General features: G+C 67.1%; 19 protein-coding genes. 8 read left to right on the top strand and 11 right to left on the bottom strand.

What is annotated here, in order from left to right; all coding sequences use genetic code 11:
• Positions 1-3: 3 nt before the first annotated feature.
• Positions 4-966: an MBL fold metallo-hydrolase gene (locus VNM24_16605; GenBank protein HWQ40201.1), complete on the bottom strand. Its 963-nt coding sequence runs from the start codon at positions 964-966 to the stop codon at positions 4-6.
• A 111-nt stretch (positions 967-1,077) separates the two neighbouring features.
• On the opposite strand from VNM24_16605, the gene VNM24_16600 reads away from it, so the two are divergent.
• The 4 genes from VNM24_16600 (at position 1,078) to VNM24_16585 (ending at position 3,654) form a co-directional block, all read left to right on the top strand.
• Entirely contained in the window at positions 1,078-2,001 is a 924-nt protein-coding gene (locus tag VNM24_16600; protein ID HWQ40200.1) for a quinoprotein relay system zinc metallohydrolase 2, read from the top strand.
• 47 nt (positions 2,002-2,048) lie between these two features.
• Entirely contained in the window at positions 2,049-2,876 is an 828-nt protein-coding gene (locus VNM24_16595; protein HWQ40199.1) for a quinoprotein dehydrogenase-associated SoxYZ-like carrier, read from the top strand.
• Between the two features lie 79 nt (positions 2,877-2,955).
• Positions 2,956-3,285 (top strand): cytochrome c, encoded by a 330-nt coding sequence (locus VNM24_16590; GenBank protein ID HWQ40198.1) that lies wholly within the window; start codon positions 2,956-2,958, stop codon positions 3,283-3,285.
• 30 nt (positions 3,286-3,315) lie between these two features.
• Positions 3,316-3,654, top strand: a complete 339-nt coding sequence (locus tag VNM24_16585) for a cytochrome c (protein ID HWQ40197.1) — start codon at positions 3,316-3,318, stop codon at positions 3,652-3,654.
• Between the two features lie 76 nt (positions 3,655-3,730).
• On the opposite strand, the gene VNM24_16580 is transcribed toward VNM24_16585, so the two are convergent.
• The 8 genes from VNM24_16580 to VNM24_16545 form a co-directional block, all read right to left on the bottom strand.
• Positions 3,731-4,162 carry a DUF1841 family protein gene (locus VNM24_16580; GenBank protein ID HWQ40196.1) on the bottom strand — a complete coding sequence of 144 codons (432 nt, stop codon included), beginning with the start codon at positions 4,160-4,162 and terminating at the stop codon, positions 3,731-3,733.
• Between the two features lie 33 nt (positions 4,163-4,195).
• Positions 4,196-4,909 carry an endonuclease III gene (nth, locus tag VNM24_16575; protein ID HWQ40195.1) on the bottom strand — a complete coding sequence of 238 codons (714 nt, stop codon included), beginning with the start codon at positions 4,907-4,909 and terminating at the stop codon, positions 4,196-4,198.
• Entirely contained in the window at positions 4,906-5,595 is a 690-nt protein-coding gene (gene rsxB, locus VNM24_16570; protein ID HWQ40194.1) for an electron transport complex subunit RsxB, read from the bottom strand. Before rsxB ends, nth begins: the two co-directional genes overlap by 4 nt.
• A gap of 5 nt (positions 5,596-5,600) precedes the next feature.
• Entirely contained in the window at positions 5,601-9,110 is a 3,510-nt protein-coding gene (locus tag VNM24_16565) for an FAD-dependent oxidoreductase (protein HWQ40193.1), read from the bottom strand.
• A 65-nt stretch (positions 9,111-9,175) separates the two neighbouring features.
• A complete protein-coding gene (locus VNM24_16560; protein HWQ40192.1) occupies positions 9,176-10,210 on the bottom strand; it encodes a quinone-dependent dihydroorotate dehydrogenase in 1,035 nt (344 codons plus the stop codon).
• A 40-nt stretch (positions 10,211-10,250) separates the two neighbouring features.
• The gene (locus VNM24_16555) at positions 10,251-10,994 is read right to left on the bottom strand and encodes an arginyltransferase (protein HWQ40191.1); all 744 of its coding nucleotides are present in this window, start codon (positions 10,992-10,994) and stop codon (positions 10,251-10,253) included.
• Positions 10,991-11,680, bottom strand: a complete 690-nt coding sequence (aat, locus tag VNM24_16550) for a leucyl/phenylalanyl-tRNA--protein transferase (protein HWQ40190.1) — start codon at positions 11,678-11,680, stop codon at positions 10,991-10,993. Before aat ends, VNM24_16555 begins: the two co-directional genes overlap by 4 nt.
• Before the next feature lie 37 nt (positions 11,681-11,717).
• Entirely contained in the window at positions 11,718-12,263 is a 546-nt protein-coding gene (locus VNM24_16545) for a superoxide dismutase family protein (protein ID HWQ40189.1), read from the bottom strand.
• A 183-nt stretch (positions 12,264-12,446) separates the two neighbouring features.
• Between VNM24_16545 and VNM24_16540 the strand changes: the two genes are divergently transcribed.
• The 4 genes from VNM24_16540 to VNM24_16525 are packed head-to-tail and all read left to right on the top strand — an operon-like array spanning position 12,447 to position 15,931.
• Positions 12,447-13,019, top strand: coding sequence for a class I SAM-dependent methyltransferase (locus tag VNM24_16540; protein ID HWQ40188.1), 573 nt, complete (start codon positions 12,447-12,449; stop codon positions 13,017-13,019).
• Between the two features lie 44 nt (positions 13,020-13,063).
• A complete protein-coding gene (gene dapA / locus VNM24_16535) occupies positions 13,064-13,972 on the top strand; it encodes a 4-hydroxy-tetrahydrodipicolinate synthase (GenBank protein ID HWQ40187.1) in 909 nt (302 codons plus the stop codon).
• 53 nt (positions 13,973-14,025) lie between these two features.
• Entirely contained in the window at positions 14,026-15,129 is a 1,104-nt protein-coding gene (gene bamC, locus VNM24_16530) for an outer membrane protein assembly factor BamC (protein HWQ40186.1), read from the top strand.
• 37 nt (positions 15,130-15,166) lie between these two features.
• The gene (locus VNM24_16525) at positions 15,167-15,931 is read left to right on the top strand and encodes an MBL fold metallo-hydrolase (GenBank protein ID HWQ40185.1); all 765 of its coding nucleotides are present in this window, start codon (positions 15,167-15,169) and stop codon (positions 15,929-15,931) included.
• A gap of 70 nt (positions 15,932-16,001) precedes the next feature.
• Here VNM24_16525 and VNM24_16520 read toward each other — a convergent pair whose 3' ends face one another.
• A complete protein-coding gene (locus VNM24_16520; protein HWQ40184.1) occupies positions 16,002-16,217 on the bottom strand; it encodes a hypothetical protein in 216 nt (71 codons plus the stop codon).
• 104 nt (positions 16,218-16,321) lie between these two features.
• Complete coding sequence (locus VNM24_16515; GenBank protein ID HWQ40183.1) at positions 16,322-16,813, bottom strand: hypothetical protein; 492 nt, start codon at positions 16,811-16,813, stop codon at positions 16,322-16,324.
• Positions 16,814-16,826: the final 13 nt, after the last annotated feature.

The following is a 16,826-nucleotide window of genomic DNA, read 5'->3' as shown; positions in this document are numbered from 1 at the left end:
ATGTCAGCGCCCGGGCAGCGCCGTGGAACGCGGATCGCCGCCCAGATCCTCGATTTCCAGTTGCAGGTAGCGGTGCAGGGCGTTCTGGCGATGGTGCGCCTCATAGGCGGCCCAGCCCCGATATTCAGCCAGATCGGACTGCGCGGGCGCGTCGAGCAGGCTGACGCCGGCGCGATACAGGGCCTGGACGCGATCGTCCAGTGCTCGCAGATAGCCGGCTGTGGCATCGATCGCCTCGGGTCCGCCGACCGGGCCGAAGCCCGGAACGATGCGGCGGATCGGCAGGGCCCGCAGTCGCGCCAACGCGCTCTGCCAGCCGCGGAAGTCGCAGTCGCGAATCCGGGGGATGTGGCCGGACACCACCATCCCGCCGGCGAACGCAACGCCGCTGGGCGGATGAAACACCACGACGTCTCCGGGCGTGGAGGCCCATCCGAAGTGCAGGACATCGATGAGCGTGCCGCCGGCTGGCAGCCGAAGCGACGTCTCGAAGGCCCGCGTCGGCAACACCAGCCGCGTCTCGTCCAGGTCGTGCCCGAGAATCGGCCTGAGCCGGTCCAGGCAGTGCCCGCAGCGCGCGCTCATCAGCGCGATGGTTTCGCGGTGTGCGGAGATCTCGGCGCCCGCGTCCGCGAAAGCGCCGGCGCCGAACACGAACTCCTGATCGGCGTGCGTCAGGATCACGAGCGCGACCGGACGATCGGTCACGGCGCGAATGGCGCGCAGGAGATCGCGCCCGAACCGCATCGAAGTCCCGGTGTCGATCACGACCACGCCGGTGGCTCCGACGATGAATCCGGCGTTGGCCACGTCGCCGCGATTGTGCGGCTCGGGAGTGCCGCTCGCCCCGGCCACCGCGTAGACCCCCGGTGCGACTTGCAGCGCTTCGAGCGCGCCGGCGGCGCGTGACGCTAAGGCAAAGGGCAAGACGAACAGCAAGGCGCGAAAGCGCATCGAGCCGGACATCGACGATCGGTAAGGCCGCGCAACGGCGAACGCTACCCGAGCGTGTCCGCCTTCGCAACCGTCTGGCCGGTCTGCTACCATCGATCGCCCCCGCCCCTGGATCGCGAAACCGTGAGACATTCTCTGGCCGCCGCGTTGTGGCTCGCCGCATTCGCGGCGTCGACCCGCGCCCAGGAACCCCTGGCGCTGAGCGAGATCGCACCGGGAAACTTCGTCCACTACGGCTCGCACGAGGAACGTTCGGCCGCCAACCTTGGCGACAACGCCAACATCGGCTTCATCGTCGGCGAGCGCTGCGTGCTGGTGATCGACTCGGGCGGCTCGCACGCCCTGGGCGAGCGGCTGCGCGCGGCGATCGCAGGCGTCACGCGCACGCCGGTGTGCCATCTGGTCATCACCCACGCGCATCCCGACCACTACTTCGGGGCGGCGGCGTTTCGCGCGGACCGGCCGGAAGTGATCGGACACGAAAACCTGCCGCGCCGGCTTGCCGCCCGGGCGCGCACGGATCTCAACGCGCTCAGGCGCGATCTCGGGGATGCCGCGACCGGTTCGGAGGCGGTTGCGCCGACGCGCACCGTGGGAACCGCTCAGACGCTCGTGCTCGACCTCGGCGGGCGCACGGTGGAGATCAGGGCCTGGGCGCCGGCGCACACCGACAACGACCTCACGGTCTTCGATCGAAGCACGAAGACGCTGTGGCTCGGCGATCTGCTGTTCGTCGATCACACGCCGGTGCTGGATTCGAACGTCACGGGATTCCTTGCGGTCATGCGCGAGCTTCGCGCCGTCGTTGCCGCGCATGTCGTGCCGGGACACGGCCGCACGCGCACCTCCTGGCCGGCGGCGCTCGACCCGCAGGAGTACTACTTCGGCGTGATTCTCGGGGAGACGCGCGCGGCGATCAGACGCGGCCGCACGTTGATGCAGGCTCTCGATGAAGTGGGACTCTCCGAAAGGGGCAAGTGGGTCAATTTCGAGACCTATCACCGGCGCAACGTCACCACGGCCTACACGGAGCTCGAGTGGGAGTGAGCTATACTCGCCGCGCAATGGGTGGAAAGGAATCGAGAGGTCGCAGTATGGGGAGCACGCTACGCTGCCTGGCCGCAGTCCTCGCCCTGGCCTCGGCCGGGGTGTCTGCCAACGAGAAGGCCGAGCCCGATCCGGACAAGAGCCCTTACTGGCCGACGATCCGCACGCTGCTGTTCGGAGATCGCACCCTCAATCCGGACGACCGACCAGTGCTCGCCGTGTACCTGAACACCCGTGCCGACGACGCCTCGACCGTGCCCGTAATGGTCAACGCGCTGATCGATCAGGCGCCCCAGGAATACATCAAGACGGTCTATCTGATCGTGGAGCGCAACCCGTCGCCCACGGCCGGGATTTTCCATTTCACGCCGGAGAGCGGGCGCGTGAAGGTGGAGACGCGGCTGCGCTTCGAAGACTACAGCTTCGTGCGCGCCGTGGCGGAGATGAACGACGGGCGCCTGTACATGGCGCAGCGCTGGGTCAAGGCGGCGGGTGGTTGCTCGGCGCCCATGGGCAAGAACGCCGTCCCCGCCGCGCTGCTCGGGAAGATGCGGTTCCGGGGGGACGATACCTTCCGCTTGAACCGGCCCAACCTGATCCAGGTGCAGATCAGGCATCCCAACGAATCGCCGCTCGCCGCCGACTTCGATCCAGGCAAGACGCCGCAGTTCGTTCGCGGGGTGAACGTGACCTACAACGGCATGCCGGTGATGAGTGCGCAGGTCGATTTTTCCCTCTCGGACAATCCCGTCTTCCGTTTTTACTTCCTCCCGAGGGAAGAGGGACGGCTGCGCGTGCAGGTCGAGGACACCCACGATCGGGTATACGAGCAGGAGCTGCGAGTGACCGAGGGCGCGGAACTGCCGGGAGGTTGAGGCAGCGGCGACGTTGCCGCGGCGCGCGGCTTCCGCTAAAGTTGCGCGGTTTTTCAACCAGCCTCAGAAAGAACAAGCAATGAAACCTTCCAGCCTGACGCTCGCCGGTCTGGCCGCGGTCGCGGTGCTCGCCTCTGCGCCGCTGCTGGCCCAGGGGGACCCGGCAGCCGGGAAGCAGAAGAACGCAATGTGCGCCGGCTGTCACGGCATCAAGGGTTTCCGGACCGCCTATCCGGAGGTGTACTCGGTACCCAAGATCGGCGGACAGAGCGCCGCCTACATCGTCAGCGCCTTGAAGGCCTACAAGTCGGGCGAGCGCAGCCATCCCTCGATGGTCGGCATCGCCGCAAGCCTGACCGAGCAGGACATGGCGGACCTCGCGGCCTACTATGCGCAGCCTGCCAAGTAATCCATGCACGCTCATCGGGGAACGACGAACATGATGAACAGAATGCTTGCGAGCGCGGCGGCCTGCGCGTTCGTTCTTGCCTCCGGCGCCTCCCTTGCCGGCGGCAATCCGGCGGCGGCGCGGGACAAGGTGCAACAGGTTTGTGCGGCCTGTCACGGCGAGGACGGCAACAAGCCCAACACGCCGGACACGCCCAAGCTCGGCGGGCAACACGCGGACTATCTGGCCAAGGCGCTGCGCGATTACCAGTCCGGCGCGCGCAAGAATCCGATCATGGGTGCCATGGTTGGCGGCCTGTCCGAACAGGAGATCCGGGACCTGGCGGCGTACTTCGCCCAGCAGAAAAGCGAGCTCTACACGAGGTACTAGCGCTTCCGGCGCAGGCGGGGATGGGAAAGAGGAGCCGACGGCTCCTCTTTTTTTGTCTGCGCAGTCCCGAGGCTCGTCAGGCCGCGAGGCGGCGGCTGACGCACTCGAGGTAGAGATGCTCGTCGGGTGGTGCCGTGGCGCGCTGCGCCTGCCACATCGTTTCCCCGAGGCACTCGACCAGCGCGTGCAACGCGTCGTGCTCTTCGCCCAGCCTTGCCCGGAGCTTGTCGAAGAGAGCCCGAATGCCGCGCGGCTGATCGATTGCAAGCTGTTCCTGGACGGCGAGATGAAGGCTCAGGTGCAGGAACGGGTTGAGAGCGCCCTCGTCGGGTAGCCAGTTCTTGTGGAGGTAGTGCTCCGGCCGATCCAGCAACGGATGGTACTCCGGGTGCAGCAGCAGCAGCGGCAGAGCGGTCTGCTGCAATCCTTCGAGCGGCCGGCCGGCGCGATAGCGGCGCCAGGTTTCGAAGAAGAACTGCCGGGCCTGTTCTCGCGTGGGGGCAAACATGTGAGGAGGTATGAAGGACGAGGAAATGGCTTGTTAGGCGATCGTTCGTTTGCGCGTCCCTCCGAGGCGGGCGTTCCGTGCCGCTCTGCGGCCGGCTGTTTCATTCATGCCGGTGCCCGCAGCCTTGTCTCTGTATTCACACAAGTCGACGATGATGCAGCGGGGACATTCCGGCTTGCGCGCCTTGCACACGTAGCGGCCGTGCAGGATCAGCCAGTGATGGGCGTCCTTGCGGTAGGGCTTCGGCACGACTCGCAGCAGCCTGCGTTCGACCTGCGCGACGTTCTTTCCCGGCGCAATCCCGGTACGGTTGGCCACCCGGAAGATGTGCGTGTCGACCGCGATGGTGGGCTCGCCGAAGGCGGTGTTCAGAATCACGTTAGCGGTCTTGCGGCCCACGCCGGGCAGCGCTTCCAGCGCTTCGCGCGCGCGCGGCACTTCGCCGCGGTGCCGGTCGAGCAGGATGCGGCAGGTCGCCAGAATGTTCCTCGCCTTGGTGCGGTACAGCCCGATGCTGCGGATGAAGGGCACCAGACCCTCCTCGCCCAGCGCCAGGATCGCTGCCGGCGTACTCGCGACGGAAAACAGCTTTCGCGTGGCGAGGTTGACCGACTTGTCGGTAGCCTGCGCCGAGAGCATCACGGCGACGAGCAGTTCGAAGGGCGTCCGGTATTCCAGCTCGGTGGTGGGCGTCGGGTTGGCGGCCTGCAACCGGCGGAAGATTTCCGCGCGCTTCTGCGGGTTCATTCGCCCCGCCGCCTGGCGTGCGCTGCGCGGCGCGCCCGGGCCCGCTCCAGCGCCGCCTGGATCATGCGCTGCTTGCGTTCGCGCCCGGCGCTTGCGGGTTCGGCCCGGACCGAGGGCCGCTTGCCGGCCGCTGCTGCGGCAAACCGGAGTTCGCGTTCCTGCCGTTCTCGTTCCAGCCGCGAGCGACGCCACGCGTGGCGAGCGCGGGCGATCCGGGCCATCTCCTCCACGCTCTGTTGCATCAGGCCGGCAGCCGCGCGGTGGCCGCGGGACACCAGTTCGGAGAGCGGCACCATTTCGATGCAGTCCACCGGGCACGGTGGAAGGCACAGCTCGCATCCGGTGCAGTATTCGGTGAGCACCGTGTGCATGCGGCTGCGCGCGCCGACGATCGCGTCGACCGGGCAGGCCTGAATGCACAACGTGCAGCCGATGCAGCGCGACTCGTCGATCAGTGCGGCGGCGCGCGGCCGCTCCACGCCGTGCACCGGATTCAGAGGGTGGTAGGGGCGCTCCAGCAGGGCGGCGAGCTGGCGGATCGTGGCCTCGCCGCCGGGCGGGCACTGGTTGATCTCCGCCTCGCCCGCGGCGATGGCCCGCGCGTAGTCGCCACAGGACGGATATCCGCAGCGCGTGCACTGCGTTTGCGGCAGCAGCGCGTCGATCCTGTCGACAAGGCTCGTCATCGACTTCAGCCCGAAACTCTCAGGCCGGCGTGCTTCAGGCAGCGATCGATCCACAGCGCGGTGAGCTTTTCCTGCACGCTGTTCTGGGCCAGGCGTTCGCCGAGCGCCTTGAAGTCCACGCTGTCGAGCGACTGATCTTGGTTGAAGCAGGAGAACACATGACGGCGCTCGCCGGTCACCGGATCGACATGCGGCTGCAGGCATTGCGCGCAGATCTCCTTCATCATGCACTGCATCGGCGAGTTGATCGAGCCGATCGCGAAATGGTGTGGCTTCAGATGCGGCGCCAGGACGCCGTGGCGCGCGGCGGCCACCGCCGCCATCATACGGTCGGAGCCGATCGCGATCAGGCGGTCGGCTTCCTCGAAGCGGATCGGCTGCGGCCCGAGCTCGCCTCTGGCGTATGCGGTCATGGCCTGCACGATATTGCCGACGAACGCTCGGTCGCCGGGCCGGTCGGGTGTGAACCCCGGCGGCTCGTCGCAGCACCACACCACCACGTCCGCGGCCGCCTGGATCTCGCCGACCTTGTAGCGATCGATGCGGCGTTTGTAGCCGGCAAAGTAGAGCACTCTGGATCCGGCGCGGCGCAACGCCTCGCCGATCGAAAACAATACCGCGTTTCCCAACCCGCCGCCGGCGAGCACCACGGTTTCGCCGCTCGCGATCTCGGTCGGGCTGCCGGTCGGTCCCATGAGAACGACCGGCTCGCCGGGCTGCAGAAGTGCGCACAGATCGGACGAGCCGCCCATCTCCAGCACGATGGTGGACACGAGCCCGCGCGTGGGATCCACCCAGGCACCGGTCAGCGCCAGTCCCTCCATGGCGAGGCGGGTGCCGTCGATGTGCGGCGCCCCGCTTTCGTAGTTTTGCAGGCGGAAGAACTGCCCCGGACGGAAACGGCGAGCGGCGAGCGGCGCACGCACGATGACTTCGACGATGTCGGGCGTGAGTCGCACCACTTCCTGCACGCTCGGGCGCAATTCCAGATCCAGCCGGGCGAGGAATTCCCGGTCGGGGCCTGCGAAGGCCGGAGCGACTTTGCGCAGTACGCGGCTTACCACCGGATAACCCTGCTTGGCTCCGCCCATGGCCTTGACGACGTTGCCGAAGAAAGAGGGATGCAGATCACCGAAGAAGCTGATGAAGCGCCCGTCGGCTTGTCTGCGCAGCAGAACCTGCGGCTGCCCGGGCTTGGCGCTGCGCACCGGCTTGACCGGCTGGCCGTCTTCGTCGACGGCCTGGAAATATCGTCCGTCAAGGGGAAAATGCGCGCTGTCCTCGCGCGCCAAGACCGTGTTGGGCTGGGTACCGGCCGCAACCAGAATGGTGCGCGCGGGCCACTGCACGACCGCTTCCTCGGTGGTGCCGTCGGCGCCGGTGCGGTGCGAGCGCAACGTCAGCGCGCAAGCATGCCCGAACGCATCGACCTCGACGGCGAGCGGTGCGACGTTCTCGGCGAAGCGAATGCCTTCCTCGAGCGCCTTCTCGACTTCCTCGTGGTTGAGCGTATACGACGGGCTGTCGATCAGACGCTTGCGATACGCGATCGTGACCCCGCCCCAAGACTGCAGCAGCTCGGCGACTCGCGCGGGTCGGTCCTCCCGCTGTGCCGCTGCACGCTCCGCGCGAATGGCGCGCGCGTGCGCCAGGAACTCGTCGGCGATGATGCGCTCTTCCTCGCTCCAGCGCGCGCGCACCGCTTCTTCGCCGCGCTCGCCGCACAGCACTTCGTAGCGCCGGAGGAACTTTTCGACCTGCAGCGGATAGTAGGCGGCCGACTCCGTGGCGGTGTCGATGGCGGTGAGCCCCCCGCCGATCACGACCACCGGAAGCCGCAGCTGCATGTTGGCGATGGAGTCGTTCTTGGCCGCGCCGGTGAGCTGCAGCGCCATGAGGAAGTCGGAGGCCGTGCGCACGCCGCGCGCCAGGCCGTTGGGGATATCGAGCACGGTCGGCTTGCCCGCCCCGATGGCGAGCGCGATGTGGTCGAAGCCCAGCGCGAACGCTTCTTCGGCGTCCAGCGTGCCGCCAAAGCGCACGCCGCCGTACAGCGCGAACTGCGCGCGTCGTTCCAGCAGCAGGCGGATCACCTTGAGGAAGTTCTTGTCCCAGCGCACGGTGATGCCGTACTCGGCGACCCCGCCGAAACCCGCCATCAGCCGCTGCTCGAGCGGCTCGCGCAACTCGCCGACGTCGTAAACGGGGCGGAAGGGGCCGCGCCGCCCGAAGGCATCGACTCCACTCAGCTCTACCGGCAGCGGTTCGATTTTCAGGCCGTCGATACCGATCACCGTGTGGCCGTCATTGAGCAGGTGATGAGCGAGCGTGAAGCCTGCGGGGCCCATGCCGGCGATCAGGACGCGGCGCCCCGAAGGCGGGGCCGGCCAGGGACGGCGCAGGTTCAGCGGATTCCAGCGGGTGAGCAGCGAGTAGACTTCGAAGCCCCAGGGCAGCTCGAGTACGTCCTTGAGCGTGCGCGTTTCGGCTTGCGGGATGTTGACCGGATCCTGCTTCTGGTAGATGCAGGACTTCATGCAGTCGTTGCAGATGCGATGCCCGGTGCCGGCGACCATGGGGTTGTCGACGCAGATCATGGCCAAGGCGCCGATCGGCACGCCCTCGGCCTTGAGTCTGTGGAACTCCGAGATTCTCTCCTCCAGCGGGCAGCCGGCGAGCGGCACGCCGAACACGGTGGACTTGAACGCACCGCTCTTTTCCTTCAGTCCCTGCGAGCACGAATCCTTGCCCTGTTCGTGGCACCAGATGCAGTAATGCGCTTCGCTCAACGCTCCGGCGAGGTCGGTGCCGGGATCGGTCAGCGCGAAGCCGTTGCGTCGGCGCAGATGCGACAGGCGATGGACGGTGACGCCGCCCAGTTCCTCGGTGTCCACCGGCACGAGGCGCTGAAAGTCGAGCTTGCGCGGCGCCTTGAACAACACGCCGCGGGCGTGGCGCGCGCGACCGGCCGGAGTGTGCACCGCCCACGCTGCATAACGCGCGGCCGCATCGAGCTTGTCGCTGTTGGCGGCTTCATCCTGCTGCCAGCGCTGGACGTGGACGGCAAACGCGAGTTCCGAGAACGGCTCGCCGAACCACTGCGCGAGTCTCGCTCGCAGTCCCGCTGCGTCGAACCGGGTGGCTTCCTCGGACTTGAACGCGTTCATCGCCTTGCGTTGCACGAACGCGCGGCGGCAGGCATAGAGCGGAGCGAGGCGGTGATGTTGCGCGGCGAGGGAACTCACCGCGGATTCGATCCCGAACAGCCGCGCGATGAAGTCCTCCACATACGGCGCGAGGGCGATCAGCAGTTCCGACTCCGCTTTGCGCGTGAGGGCCGAGGGATCGCGTCGGGCTGCTTGAAGGGCGCACTCGAGAGCGGCGTCGGCGGCCGCGAGGAAGCCGAGAAAAGCCTTGTCGAGCTTTACCAGCCCCTCGCGCGCATAGAGCTCCTCGAAGCGCACGTCGAAGTGCAGCTCGAGCGCCGGCGCGGCGGCGGGAGACACTGCGTTCATGGAGGAAGCAAGGGTGGAAGCGTGAAAGACGGGCGGAAAATTATAGCAACCGCCCCGTGCCGCCCTTATTCCTTGTGGTGCTGAGCTTGTGCGCAGCTGCGCGCCACTTCGGCGATCAGCCTCGGCCCGCGGTACACCAGGCCGGTGTAGAGCTGGACCAGCGCAGCGCCGGCATCGAGCTTTGCCCGTGCATCCGCGCCGGTGAGGATACCGCCCACGCCGATGACCGGAACGCGGCCGCCCAATGCGCCGACTAGGCGGCGCAGCACGGCGTCGGCGCGCGGCTTGAGCGGTGCGCCGCTCAGACCACCGGCCTCGGCGCCGTGTCGCAGTCCGGCCACCCCCGAGTGGTCCACGGTCGTGTTGGTCGCGATCGCGCCGTCGATGCCGTGCACGACCAGCAGCTTCGCGATCGCATCGATCTGCGCGTCCTCGAGGTCGGGCGCGACCTTGACCACCAGCGGCACGCGCCGCCCCGTGTGCTCGGCAAGCCGGTCGCGTTCGGCCGTCAGGGCCGGCAACAGCCGGTCGAGTTGCGCCGCCTGCTGCAAGTCGCGAAGGTCCCTGGTGTTGGGCGAAGAGATATTCACCGCGACATAGGTTGCCACCGGATGCACCCTGCGCAGGCAGTACAGATAATCGTCGACCGCGCGTTCGAGCGGCGTGTCGAAGTTCTTGCCGATGTTCACGCCGAGCACCCCGCGATAGCGCGCGCGGCGCAGGTTGAGCACCAGACGCTCCACGCCGAGATTGTTGAAACCCATGCGGTTGATGAGCGCGCGCGCCGCCGGAATGCGGAACAAGCGCGGCGGCGGATTGCCCGGCTGCGGTCGCGGGGTGACGGTACCGACCTCGATGAATCCGAAACCCAGTGCCGACAGCGCGTCGACGTGCTCCGCGTTCTTGTCCAGCCCGGCAGCGAGCCCCACGGGGTTGGGGAACTGCAACCCCATGACGCTTCGCGGCGAGGAAACCACTCGCCCCGCGAGCAGGCTGGCCACGCGGGCCGCGTGGGCTGCTTCGAGCCCTTGCAGGACCAGACGATGCGCCCGCTCGGCGTCCAGCGCGAAGAGCAGCGGGCGCGCGAGCCGATACAGCATCAACCGTGATGAACGAGCGGGTGCGGAAGCGGGGCGCGCCTCAGGCGTCCCGGACGCACTCGCGCGGCAAGCGCCGCCAGCGCCCGTCGATCAGCCCTTCCAGCGGCTGGAAGTTGATCTTGTAGGCCATCTTGCGACTCTGCGCGATCCAGTAGCCCAGATACAGATAAGGGAATCCGAGCCGATGGCACAGCTCGATCTGCCAGATCACATTGTAGGTTCCGTAACTCGCCCCCGCGACATCGGGCTCGAAGAAGGTGTACACGGACGACAGCCCGTCGTCGAGCCGGTCCAGGATGCTGACCATGCGCAGCCGGCCGCCTTCGCGAAACTCGACGAGATTCGACTGCACGTTGCTTTGAAGGAGGAAGTGCCGGTACTGCTCGCGACTGTCGTGGTCCATCCCGCCGCCGCTGTGACGATACGACTGATAGCGCAGATACAGCGCGTAGTGCTCCGGGTTGTACTTCAGATCGAGGATCTTCGCCTCCAGCGCCCGATGATTGCGCCACGCGCGGCGCTGGGAACGGTTGGGCCTGAACTCCCGGGCGATGACCCTGACCGGCACGCAGGCGCGGCAGTGGTCGCAGTAGGGCCGGTAGGTGAAAGCGCCGCTGCGACGGAACCCGACCTTGACGAGTTCGCTGTATACCGCGCTGTCGATTGCATGGCTGGGCGTGGCGACCTGGGAACGCGCCAGCTTGTCCGGCAGGTAACTGCAGGGATAAGGGGCAGTCGCGTAGAACTGCAGTACCGAGAACGGCAGGTCGTTGAGCTGGGTCACGTCGGGTCAAGGCGCCATGGTCCCGGGATCGGCTCATAGTCTACCAAGGCGGCGAGACGGCGTGCGAACTCGCTGCGCGGGATCTCCCGCGCTCCGAAAGCGGCCAGATGCTGCGTCTTCATCTGGCAGTCGATCATTCCGAAGCGCCACTTGTCGAGCTGCCGCACCAGTGTGACGAAAGCGACTTTCGAAGCGTCGCTCACGCGCGCGAACATCGACTCGCCGAAAAACGCGCGACCCAGGGCCACGCCGTACAGGCCGCCGACCAGTCGGCCTTGCTCCCAGGTTTCCAGCGAGTGGGCGATGCCGGACTGGTGCAGCCGACAATAGGCGTCGATCATCTGCGCGGTAATCCAGGTCCCGCGCTGCCCAGGGCGCGGCTCGCTGCAACCCTGGATCACTGCGCGAAACGCGCGGTCCGCCGTGACTTGGAAACGGCCCTTGCGCAGGGTCTTGGCGAGCGAACGCGAGATTCGCAGCTCGCGCGGAAACAGCACCATGCGCGGATCCGGGCTCCACCACAGGATCGGATCGTTCTCCGAGAACCACGGGAAGATCCCGCGACGGTAGGCCTCGACCAGGCGCTCCACGGAAAGATCGCCGCCCGCCGCCAGCAATCCGTTGGGCTCTCTCAGCGCCCGGGACAGCGGCGGAAAGGAACTGTCTTCGCCGAGCCAGGGAATCAACCCGGGAAACGCGACCCGCTTCGCTCGTCGCGGCGCGCTAGAAGAATTTGTCGGGGTTCTTGCTGATCAAACCGCAGGCGATCCGCGCACCGGCGTTGCCGGCCGGCTGGGTGCTCAGATCGTCCGGATTGGCGTGCACGATGACGGAGCGCCCGATGATGCTGTTCGCATCGGTGCCGAGCGTGATTCCGGCGATTTCGATGCTTGCCTGGGCAAAGCCGTTTGCATCGGCCTGCAGGTTGCCGAGGTCGCCGGCGTGGCGCTTTTCCGATCCCGGACCGCCGTGCGGCGTGCCCTGCGGATTGAAATGCGCACCGGCGCTCGAAGCGTCGGGCGCCGAGCAGTCGCCCTTCTCATGGATGTGGAAGCCATGTGTGCCGTTGGGCTTCAACCCGGTGACCTTGGCTTCGACCAGCACGACCTCGCCCTTCTGCCTGAACTGAACCGTCCCGCTGACCTGGTTGCCCTTGGTCGGGGCGAGCACCGCGGTCGCAGTCGGGCCGCGCTTGAAGACATTCCCCATGTTGCCGCACGCCGCCAGCACGGCGCACAGCGCGATCGACAACCAGTGGCTTGCTCGCATTGTTTCTTCCTCCCGCTTCTTTGTTCCAGGCGGCCGGGTCGGCTTCTTTTAGCACCGCCGCGGAAACGGTGTCAAATAGTGTCGCTGAAGCGACGCGAACTGCAACCCCCCGGTCACGGCACGCATGCGCCCGAGCAACGGGCGAGAATAGAGCGTCCTTCGCACCGCGCTTTAATGGCCACGATGAGCGAACCTCGAGCAGACCTCGCGCAGGCGCCTTCGTCCTGGGTGCGCCGCTGGCTGCCGCTGGCGAAGCCGGGCGGCGAGGCGCTGGACCTGGCATGCGGCAGCGGCCGGCACGCACGGCTGCTCGCTGCGCGCGGTTTGCGCGTGTGCGCAGTCGATCGGGATGCGCAGGCGCTGGCGCTCTTGGCAGGCATCTCCGGGGTCCGGACACTCCGGGCCGACCTGGAGGCCGACCCGTGGCCGTTCAGCGGCCTGCGGTTCGATTGCGTGATCGTGACCAACTATCTGCATCGGCCGCTGTTCCCGGCCATTCTCGATGCCCTGAGCGTGCAGGGCGTGCTGATCTACGAAACCTTTGCGCTCGGCAACGAACGCTTCGGCAGACCGTCGAATCCGGCGCATCTGCTTCGCCCCGGGGAACTTCTGGAGGTCGTGCGGGGCCGGTTGCGAGTCGTCGCGTTCGAGGACTGGTACGTCGAGGTCCCGAAGCCGGCCATGATCCAGCGGCTCGTGGCCTGTGCGGGCGCGCTGCAACCCGGCCCCGGACTCGCCGCGGCGGGAGAGACCTGATCGGTTAGAATTCGCGCATGCGACAAGCAAAGGGGGGACCGCTCATGATCAAAGGCAGCATCGTCGCCATCGTCACTCCCATGCTCGAAGACGGCAGCCTGGATCTGGAGCGGCTGCGGCGCCTGATCGACTGGCATGTCGAAGAGGGCACCGACGGCATCGTGGTCGTGGGCACGACGGGAGAGTCGCCCACCGTCGATTTCGACGAGCACTGCCTGCTGATCCGCACCGCCATCGAGCATGCGGCAGGACGTATTCCGGTCGTCGCCGGCACCGGTGCCAACTCGACTCGCGAGGCGATCGAACTCTCGGCTTACGCCAGGGCGGCGGGAGCGGCGATGAGCCTGTCGGTCGTTCCCTACTACAACAAGCCGACCCAGGAAGGCCTCTACCGGCATTTTCGCGCGATCGCGGAGGCGGTCGATATCCCGCAGATCCTGTACAACGTGCCCGGGCGCACCGTGGCCGACCTGCAAAACGACACGGTGCTGCGACTGGCGCAAATTCCCAATATCGTGGGGATCAAGGACGCCACCGGCAACATGGAGCGTGGCGCCGATCTGCTGCGGCGCATTCCGCGCGACTTCGCCGTCTATAGCGGTGATGATGGCACCGGGCTGGCGCTGATGCTGCTCGGCGCGCACGGCGTGATCTCGGTCACGGCGAACGTCGCGCCGCGGCTGATGCGGGAAATGTGCGCGGCGGTCTTCAGCGGCGACATCGCGCGCGCGCGCAGCCTCAACAACCGGTTGCTCGGGCTGCACAGGCATCTGTTCGTCGAGGCGAACCCGATTCCGGTCAAATGGGTGCTGCACCAAATGGGACTGATCGACGGCGGCATACGGTTGCCGCTCACCCCGCTGTCCTCGTCGTTTCACGACCTGCTGCGCGCCGCGATGGACCAGGCGGGGATCTCGGTTTCACCCCAGGCTTTGGCGTCGATGGCGAAGTGAGCCGTTCGAGTCCTTCGCCCGCCGCTTCGGGTTTCTCGTGGAAACTTGACGCGATGAAGTCAATCGGTATCGCCCTCGTCGCGGCTGCGCTAATCGCCGGCTGCGGCTCGCTCGCTGAGCGCAACAAGATCGACTACAAGTCCGCCGGCAAGGCGCGTCCGCTGGAAGTGCCGCCCGACCTCGCGGCACCGAAGACCGACGACCGCTTCAGCGTGCCTGAAGCCGGCACAGCGACCTATTCGACTTTCTCGAACGAGCGCACAGGCGGTCGCGCCGAGTCCGGATCGCATCTCCTGCCCCAGTCCGAGGGCATGCGCATCGAGCGCGCGGGCGCGGAGCGCTGGCTGGTGGTTCATTCGGAGCCGGAAGCGCTTTGGGAGGCGGTTCGCGAATTCTGGCAGGACAACGGTTTCCTAATAGTGCGCGAGGTTCCCGAGGCGGGCTTGATGGAGACGGACTGGGCGGAGAACCGTGCCAAGATTCCGCAGAGCGCTGTGCGCAGGCTGATCGGGCTGGCTTTCGACGACGTCTACAGCTATCCGGAACGCGACAAGTTCCGCACGCGCATCGAGCGTGGCGAGCAGCCGGGCACGAGCGAGATCTACATTACCCACCGCGGGGTGTACGAAGTGCTCACCAGCGAGGGTCGCGCCCGGGAAAACACGATGTGGCAGGCGCGCCCCTCCGATCCGGATCTCGAGGCGGAGATGCTCTACCGCTTGATGGCCCGGCTCGGCGCGAAGGAGGCGCAAGTTCGGGAAGCGCGCAAAGCCCCGCCGCCCGCGGCGCGCGCTGAACTGAAGAAAGCCGGAGAAACCGTCTCCGGCCTGCATCTGACCGATTCGTTCGACCGCGCGTGGCGCCGGGTGGGGCTCGCGCTCGACCGCATCGGCTTTACGGTGGAAGATCGCGACCGCTCCAAGGGCCTGTACTACGTGCGTTATGTCGACCCCGACGCCGAGGCTCGCAAGCGCCGGGGCCTTGCCCGCCTCGCCTTCTGGCGCAACGACGAGCTGCCGCGGGATGCGCAGTTCCAGATCAGCGTGCAGGACGCGGAAAAGGGCAGCGAGGTCAGGGTCCTGAGCCCTTCCGGAGAGGTCGAGAAGTCCTCCACGGCGGGACGCATCCTCGCGTTGCTGCAGGAGGAGCTGAAATAAACCGCGGCACGGCGCGCGGGCGCTGATGGCTGGCGCGATGCGCTTCGCCAGCCTGGGCAGCGGCAGCCAGGGCAACGGGCTCGTCGTCGAACGCGGCACCACCCGCGTGTTGCTCGACTGCGGGTTCGGATTGAACGAGACGGTCTCGCGCCTTTCGCGCCTCGGCCTTTCGCCCGAGGACCTGGACGGCATCGTCGTGACCCACGAGCACGAAGATCACATCGGCGGAGCGGCGCGCGTGGCCCGCCGCTACGCGATTCCGGTTTGGCTGACCTACGGCACGCTGGCGGGCCTGGAGGAACTGTTCGCCGGCATCGACACGCGCATCATCGAGAACTACGCCGCTTTCGCGATCGGTGACCTCGAACTCGAGCCCTTTCCCGTTCCCCACGACGCCCGCGAGCCGGCCCAGTTCGTGTTCGGCGACGGAGTCCGGCGCCTGGGCGTGCTCACCGATGCCGGCGAGTCGACGCGGCACATCGAGCGCGTTCTATCGGGCTGCAATGCGCTCGTACTGGAGTGCAATCACGATCGCGACCTGCTTCAGGCCGGCGACTACCCCAGGGCGCTCAAGGAGCGCATCGCCGGTCGCTACGGGCATCTGGACAACTCGGCAGCGGCGGCGCTGCTGGGCAGGCTGGATCGCAGCCGCTTGGCTTGCGTGGTGGCCGCGCACCTGTCGCAGCAGAACAACCATCCGCAACTGGCGCGGGCCGCCCTGGCGCGTGTCCTCGGATGCGAACCGGACTGCATCCACGTGGCCGATCAAAGCGCCGGACTGGACTGGATCGCGGTCGAATAGGACGCCCGCGCGACGCGCAAAAAAAGCCGGCTTTGCGGCCGGCTTCTTGTTGCTGCCTTCAGCCCAGAGTTTACTGCTTCTTCTGCTCGGTGGATTGCTCCGCGGGCGCGGCGGCCGGCGCAGCCGGTTGTGCCGAGGCATCCTGCGCCGCGGGTGCGCTCTCGCTGGCGGGCGCAGTGGAAGCGGCCGGCGCTGCGGAGCTGGCCGGGGCGGCGGATTCTTCTTTCTTGCCGCAGGCGCTCAGGGCGACGGCAAGGAGGGCGGAGAGCAGGAGGACGCGTTTCATGACAATTTCCTTGTGAGTTTGCAAACGTTACGAAGTGTTCTCGGCACCCATCGGTGCGGGGCGAAATTGTAACAATGTTTGTCTTCCGTGCGGAAGAGGTGCGCTCAAAGCCCCAGGGTCGTCGCATTCACCGCCGGCGAAGAGGCCTCCCAGATCTCCTCGAAGCGATCGATCAAGGCCCGCGCCCCAATCGGGTCTTCGATTGCGCAGGTTCCCGGCGTCTGGTCGAAATGAAAGCGGCGAACGTAACCGCGCTCGTCGGCGATGACAAACGGGTCGTAGACTGCCTTCGCGGCGGGGTGCGTCTCGTGGATCTGCACGAGATGGCCGAACTGGCGCAGCAGCGCGAGCAGCCGGGGACAGTTCCTGTCCAGCGACCTCGGCTCGTGAACGACGATGCGCAGCGCGCTGCGCCGGCTGGAGAGCAGCAGCCGGCGCAATGCCGCGTAACGCTGCGCAGAGTTGAAGCCGGCGGACAGAATATTGTCGAACACCCGTACGGTGCAGACCGCGCTGTCGATGACGCGATCGACGGCTTCTTCGTATTCCTTGGTGCCGCTGAGCGGCTGGGGCATAGCGGGGCCGGTCGCCGCCATGGCGTGAGCACCT

Source organism: Burkholderiales bacterium (assembly GCA_035560005.1).
Lineage (GTDB): Bacteria > Pseudomonadota > Gammaproteobacteria > Burkholderiales > Eutrophovitaceae > DASRFY01.
Note: the sequence above shows the minus strand (reverse complement) of the source record. Positions and strands in the feature narration are given on the sequence as shown.